Source organism: Alteribacillus sp. HJP-4, from assembly GCF_042139015.1.
Classification (GTDB): Bacteria; Bacillota; Bacilli; order Bacillales; family Marinococcaceae; genus JBHIKY01.
This window is the reverse complement of the sequence record NZ_JBHIKY010000008.1, coordinates 185,764-191,864: the sequence shown is the minus strand read 5'-3', so window position 1 is coordinate 191,864 and position 6,101 is coordinate 185,764. Positions and strand designations below refer to the sequence as shown.

At 41.5% G+C, this 6,101-nt stretch carries 6 protein-coding genes and 1 other RNA gene; 4 read left to right on the top strand and 3 right to left on the bottom strand.

Annotated elements, in window-relative coordinates; all coding sequences use genetic code 11:
• Positions 1 to 344: 344 nt before the first annotated feature.
• Positions 345 to 659, bottom strand: a complete 315-nt coding sequence (locus ACE4RR_RS10090) for a hypothetical protein (RefSeq protein ID WP_375535288.1) — start codon at positions 657 to 659, stop codon at positions 345 to 347.
• Between the two features lie 203 nt (positions 660 to 862).
• On the opposite strand from ACE4RR_RS10090, the gene ssrS reads away from it, so the two are divergent.
• A non-coding RNA gene (gene ssrS / locus ACE4RR_RS10085) (6S RNA) lies at positions 863 to 1,048 on the top strand.
• 261 nt (positions 1,049 to 1,309) lie between these two features.
• Entirely contained in the window at positions 1,310 to 2,077 is a 768-nt protein-coding gene (locus ACE4RR_RS10080) for a tRNA threonylcarbamoyladenosine dehydratase (RefSeq protein ID WP_375535287.1), read from the top strand.
• Positions 2,078 to 2,330: 253 nt separating this feature from the next.
• Here ACE4RR_RS10080 and ACE4RR_RS10075 read toward each other — a convergent pair whose 3' ends face one another.
• Positions 2,331 to 2,912, bottom strand: a complete 582-nt coding sequence (locus ACE4RR_RS10075) for an RsfA family transcriptional regulator (protein ID WP_375535286.1) — start codon at positions 2,910 to 2,912, stop codon at positions 2,331 to 2,333.
• A gap of 666 nt (positions 2,913 to 3,578) precedes the next feature.
• Positions 3,579 to 4,853 (bottom strand): replication-associated recombination protein A, encoded by a 1,275-nt coding sequence (locus ACE4RR_RS10070; protein ID WP_375535285.1) that lies wholly within the window; start codon positions 4,851 to 4,853, stop codon positions 3,579 to 3,581.
• Between the two features lie 183 nt (positions 4,854 to 5,036).
• Here ACE4RR_RS10070 and ACE4RR_RS10065 point away from each other — a divergent pair, with 183 nt between their 5' ends.
• Both ACE4RR_RS10065 and cymR read left to right on the top strand, forming a co-directional pair.
• Positions 5,037 to 5,738 (top strand): YczE/YyaS/YitT family protein, encoded by a 702-nt coding sequence (locus ACE4RR_RS10065; RefSeq protein WP_483860825.1) that lies wholly within the window; start codon positions 5,037 to 5,039, stop codon positions 5,736 to 5,738.
• Complete coding sequence (gene cymR / locus ACE4RR_RS10060; RefSeq protein WP_375535283.1) at positions 5,671 to 6,090, top strand: cysteine metabolism transcriptional regulator CymR; 420 nt, start codon at positions 5,671 to 5,673, stop codon at positions 6,088 to 6,090. Before ACE4RR_RS10065 ends, cymR begins: the two co-directional genes overlap by 68 nt.
• Positions 6,091 to 6,101 lie beyond the last annotated feature (11 nt).

Below are 6,101 nucleotides of genomic sequence, written 5' to 3'. Positions count from 1 at the left end.
CTCCGGTTCCCTGCCCCCCCCCCCATTGTCGTTTTTTTTGTCTTTTTGGCCCCCTGTTTGTGCCAAAAATCGACCCGGAGTCGCCGCCTTCTGTTCTTCAATTGAATAGAATCACTATAGTCTCTATCTGGAGAGTATGGTGTTTTAAACTTATCGACACGAACAAACTTCGAGGATAAGCTCTAGCATAAAAAGACCGGGCGGGTTTGCCCGCGCAAACGAACCTGAAGAGCCATTCATACCAGAGGCTATAAGTTCATCCTAACAATAAATCTCTTATAGAATCGAAAAAAGGCTGTCAAAAAGTCATTTTTTATGGCCTGTTGATACAGCCCCGCTTTTTGTCACAAATGATCAGTATTTTTGAAGGCCTCAATAAAAGCCTGAGGATTTTCCCTGGTGTGGAAAGTACGAACTCCACTTAACGTGTGGAGATAAATGTAACCGATCTGTCCCTCAGTCCAGCGTGAAGAAATATCTAAAATACTATTTAAATAATAATTGTGACTGCCTGCAGTAATTTTGTCCTCATATAGTTTTAGTTTGTCTTTATGTTCAACCTGCTTTTGCTTTAACCATTCAATTTTTTTTTCTATATAGATAATTTCGAGCTCAGCAACTAAAGATTCATCATAATTGGATGGTTTCGGTGGTTTCATATAGCAAAAAACCTGCCTTCTAATTTGATTTATATATATCGTGAACTTAATCTTTACCCTGATCATTTAATAAACAAACTTGTTTATTCTTAAATTAGAAAAGATAGGAAATTAAGCGCATTTTTTAAGAATCCCGTGAAAACAGGGGGTGCTAATCTTGACCACCGCACCACCTCATGCTATGATAATAACACACTATTTGAAGAGTCCTGAGGTGTTCGTGGGACACTGTTCGTTTTGAGCCAACATTTTTACATTGGGAGCCTGGACGTTTCCAGCCGGAGAACAAGCCGCCTTTAGAAGGCGGACGTTTGAAAGCTGGAACAGGGCACCCACCTGCGAGAGCAGGCTTCAAAACCAAGTGAGTTTGACGGCACTACGGGACTCTTCCATAACACACGAAATTAACGACTCCGAAGATATCTTCGGAGTTTTTCATCGTTTTCGGCAAGGATTCCGCACTTCAAACATCCTGCGAAGGTGTTAAGTGGCGGGTAGATGACTTTGTACTATTCGAAAGAATTTTTTATAAAAAGCTGTAAAATCACATTAATGGATTTCCTCATAATAAACAATGCGGCTGCTCACATAGTGTGTCGAACCTTACATGAAATAATATTTTCAGCAATCAGATGAAGGGAAGAAGTGTAATGCTCCACCAGTTTTCACGTAATGAACTTGCAATAGGAAAAGAAGGCTTAGAGGTGCTGCGAAATAGTTCAGCTGCTGTTCTTGGTATTGGCGGGGTTGGTTCGTTTTCTGCAGAGGCATTAGTGAGATCAGGAATCGGCAGAATTATTCTTGTCGATAAAGATAACATTGATATTACAAATGTAAACCGGCAGCTCCATGCTCTGCTGTCTACAGTGGGCCGTTCGAAGGTCGATGTGATGAAGGAGAGGCTGCTCGATATTAATCCTGAATGTGATATCGAGGCTCTAAAAATGTTCTATACGGATGAAACGTATGAGGATTTTTTTAAAGAAGCCCCAGATTACATTATTGATGCTTCTGATACGATTACGTATAAAATCCATTTGATAAAAGAAAGTATCAGGCGGGGAGTCCCCATCATCTCCAGCATGGGTGCAGCTAATAAAATGGACCCTGGGAGCCTGAGGGTGATGGATTTATTTGAAACGGCGAATGATCCGATCGCGAGAGTGATGAGAAGAGAGCTCAGAAAAGCAGGCATCACTGACAAGGTAGAGGTTGTTTTTTCTGATGAAACTCCAATTCAAATTAAGGAGTCTGCACGGAAGGAAATTGTTCCGGAAGGAGCGGAACAAAGCGGAATCCGCAAGGCCAAAATGCCTCCCTCTTCCAATGCATTTGTACCCTCAGTTGCCGGTTTAATTGCAGCAGGACATGTGATTTCAAACTTATTAAAAGATATCACTATTGAGCGTATAAATTAATGGGGCTGTATCATAAATGATACTCGCCCCTTTTGCATGGTAAAAAAAGCAGGGGACAAGTCCTTCGCTTTCCGTGGGCAGCGCTTCAGCTAACCAGACGAAACCCGCGCCCGGCAGATCTTCAGCCGCTGCACTTCCCACTGGAGTCTTCGGACTTGTCCCCTACTATCTTCTATTTAGGATCCTACTTTTTCTATAAAAAAGGGCTTTTGCTACAGCCCCCATCTCCTTTGAAATGGGAGGCACACCGAATTTATTGATAGTTATATTTTTCCAGATTTCCATTCTGGTCCATTTTAAAAGTCGTTGCCATAAGATCTGTTTCTTCAGCGGCAAGTAGACGTGCCCGATTCAGCATTGATGCGACCATTTGATATTCTTTTTGCATCGTGGTGTATTTTTCACGCCATTCTTCAGCTTCCTTTACCAGCTGCGAATGAATAATTTCCAGGCTTTCAGTGTCTTGATACTTAGAATCAGAATTATTTTGGAAAGTGTTTAATTCTTTTTCCAGCGCTTTTTCTAACAAATTAACGACAGCTGGGATATTTGCGCTGGCATTAGGGCTTGATTCATTTATTTTTGAAACGGCAGCTTTGGCATTATTATTTAACAGTTTTTTTCGTTCTTTTTTGGCCTGCTTTATTTCATCAATATAGCGCTGTCTTATGAGGGCGTTCCAGCGAAAACCGCAGGCAGCCGAAGTCCGGTCAAGCTGATCGCCGATCTCATCAAACGCTCTCAATTGAGTGCTGCCTGATTTAATATGATGCAAAACGGTTTCTGCGAGGTATTTATCATCCTTTTCAGACCAGGCATCTTGTCTGTGGTGCATCTCAAATCTCTCCTTTAATGGTTAAATATAAATGTGAACCCGCTTTATGAGACATGCCAGAAGTCGATGACAAAGGTGTTCTCGGATGGAGCAAGGGCGGATTAGTAGTTTTCATTCTGCCCCTATGAGTCTTTTTTATACTCCTAAACGAAAATTATACTATGAATCTAATAAAAACTACCTCATGTAAGTTCTCCGGTTTTACCTACTTAAACAGGGACATGGGATGGGTATGCCATAAATGACGATCAGAATGTAAAAAACACTTCCAGTTATCAGTAAGTGATAATCGGAAGCGTTTCGTCTGATATTTAGAATTATCTTGAACTAAGGCAGGGGACTTGAAAAATGCGAATTCCATTACAATTTGTTCAATAACAAATATATAAGTTTAAATTTTATTTGACCAGTATATTAGAGAAAACAGATGTTCAGGCAGAGGGCTTCCGAAGGGATGTAAGCACATTAGATCCGTTATTTTATCAAAATGTGCTTTTTTCGGAAGGCTGGCGGACGTCATGTACGCTATTTGCAATAATAGTCAGGAATTTTGCTTACCTTAAAGACGATATCTCAAAATGTCCGCATGGCCACCCAGTATCTGTTTTTGCCACCTTTGAAAGCATGGATGGGAACACATTTCTTTACTGGGTATGGTCCCCATATCTATTTATTTTTTAGTTTATTGTAAACTTCTTTAAAAGACTTTTCAAATTTGCTGTTGTTTTTCGGGAAATAATATTGACTGTCTTTAATATCATCAGGTAAATATTGCTGTGGCACCCAGCCGCGTTCGTCATTATGAGGATATTTATATTCCAGGCCCCTCCCCAGTGACGCTGCACCTTTATAGGAGGAGTCCCTTAAATGTGCAGGTATATCCGGGGTACCCCTTTCAAGGAGCTCAGCACGAGCCATATCAAATGCTGTATAAGCACTATTCGATTTAGGGGATAGACAAAGCTCTATCACAGCATTGGAGAGCGGGATTCTCGCTTCAGGGAAGCCGAGACGCTCTGCGGCTTCCACTGCGGCAAGTGCTCGCTGGCCGGCCTGTGGATTCGCAAGCCCAACGTCTTCATATGCAGTGACAATCAAGCGGCGGCCTATACTTATTAAATCGCCTGCCTCTGCTAATCTCGCCAAATAATGTAATGCCGCATCTGGATCACTCCCGCGGATCGATTTTTGAAAAGCAGATAGAACATCATAATGGGCATCACCATTTTTATCATGCTGAAAGCTTTTTCGTTGAATGCATTCTTCCGCGACAGCTAAAGAAATAGAAATTGTACCGCTATTTGTATGAGGGGGAGAGGATAAAACCGCTAATTCAAGAGCATTTAGGGCTGATCTTACATCACCTGCACTAGCTGTAGCCAGATGATCAGCTGCGTCATCATGTAAATCGACTTTGTAAGCACCCAATCCACGTTTTTGATCTTCAAGAGCATGAAAAAGAGCAGTTTTTATTTGCTCCGGCTGAAGTCGTTTTACTTCAAAAATCTGGCAGCGGCTTCTAATCGCAGGGTTAATGGAATGATACGGGTTCGCTGTTGTGGCGCCGACTAATATTAACAGTCCTTTTTCCAAATGGGGGAGAAGAAAATCTTGTTTGGTTTTATCAAGACGATGGACTTCATCCATAATTAATATTAGCTGATTTGAAATCTTTGCTTCTTCAACAGCGATTTCCATATCTTTTTTATTATTAACGACGGCATTGAGCATTTTATAAGGAGTGTCTGTACTGCCTGCAATTGCAGTTGCAATTGACGTTTTCCCAGTTCCGGGCGGTCCGTATAAAATCATGGAAGAAAGCTTATTTGTTTTTACAATTCTATTTAGAAGCCTGCCATCTCCGAGCAGATGCTCCTGTCCGATAATTTCATCAATGGAGCCGGGTCTCATCCTGTAAGCCAAAGGCTGATTTTTGTTCATGAGTCGTGCTCCTTCCTATATATAAGTTTAAGAACGTCAGTTCTATTATACGTATACATTTGTATAATGTAAATAATCAGAATCCGGCTGAACAGCAAATCGTGCAAAAGCAATTTATTTCATGCTATAATGACGTAGTGAAAAAAGAGAGAAAGAAATTGTGAGTGGAGAGTTGGGATTACATTGGAAAGAAGATACGGAAGGACGGAGCACCTTGCCGCAAGGTGGCTTATTTTTATGGCTGGACTAATTATTATGACTTTCGGTATTGCCATGATGATTAAAGCGGAGCTTGGCAGTGCCCCATGGGATGTCCTCCATATCGGTATGCAAAAACAATTTGGATTAACGGTCGGAACGTGGAGTATTGTTATGGGCATTCTGATTATAGCAGCCACGGCTGTAATGCGCAAAGAAGCTCCGCAGGCTGGAAGCATAATCAATATGCTCCTCGTTGGGATATTTATAGACATTTTTATGCTCCTGCTCCCTACCCCTGAACTTTTTATAAATCAACTAATGATGCTTTTTATCGGTATAATTGTGATAGGGTATGGAATCGGCATCTATATTGCTCCTGAATGCGGTGCAGGACCTAGAGACAGTTTGATGATAACTCTTCAGGAAAAGACAGGCTGGAAGGTATCTCGAGTAAGAGGAATAATGGAAGTAGTAGTACTTGTCGTTGGCTGGCTGTTGGGCGGCACGGTCTTTATAGGAACACTGCTGTTTTGTTTTGGTATCGGACAGGTCGTTGGATTTGCGATGCCTCAAACAAAAAAATTAGTGCAGTATTTGATTGAAAGAGGTGGAAAAGGTGAAAATATCAACAAAGGGACGGTACGGACTCACCATTATGATCGCATTGGCAAAGAAATTCGGTGAAGGGCCGGTATCGCTTAAATCAATTGCAAAAGAAAATAACTTATCCGAGCATTACCTTGAACAGTTGATCTCTCCGCTTCGAAATGCAATGCTGGTAAAAAGTGTCCGTGGAGCTTACGGTGGATATATGCTGGCTCAAGAGCCTTCAGAAATCACGGCAGGAGATATTATCCGAGTCCTTGAAGGGCCGATCAGCCCTGTAGAAGTAATGGATGATGAAGAGCCGGCGAAAAGAGATCTATGGATTAAGATCCGGGACGCGGTAAAAGATGTTCTTGATAATACAACTCTTGAATACCTGGCTACCTACGAGGACAAAGGTGACCAAGAGTATTTTATGTTTTATATTTAAAGACAATAAGG

Bases quoted from the DNA above. Each gene is read 5' to 3' on its own strand.
- ACE4RR_RS10080 (WP_375535287.1), top strand. From the start codon at position 1,310: ATGCTCCACCAGTTTTCACGTAATGAACTTGCAATAGGAAAAGAAGGC.
- ACE4RR_RS10070 (WP_375535285.1), bottom strand. From the start codon at position 4,853: ATGAACAAAAATCAGCCTTTGGCTTACAGGATGAGACCCGGCTCCATT.
- ACE4RR_RS10075 (WP_375535286.1), bottom strand. From the start codon at position 2,912: ATGCACCACAGACAAGATGCCTGGTCTGAAAAGGATGATAAATACCTC.
- ACE4RR_RS10090 (WP_375535288.1), bottom strand. From the start codon at position 659: ATGAAACCACCGAAACCATCCAATTATGATGAATCTTTAGTTGCTGAG.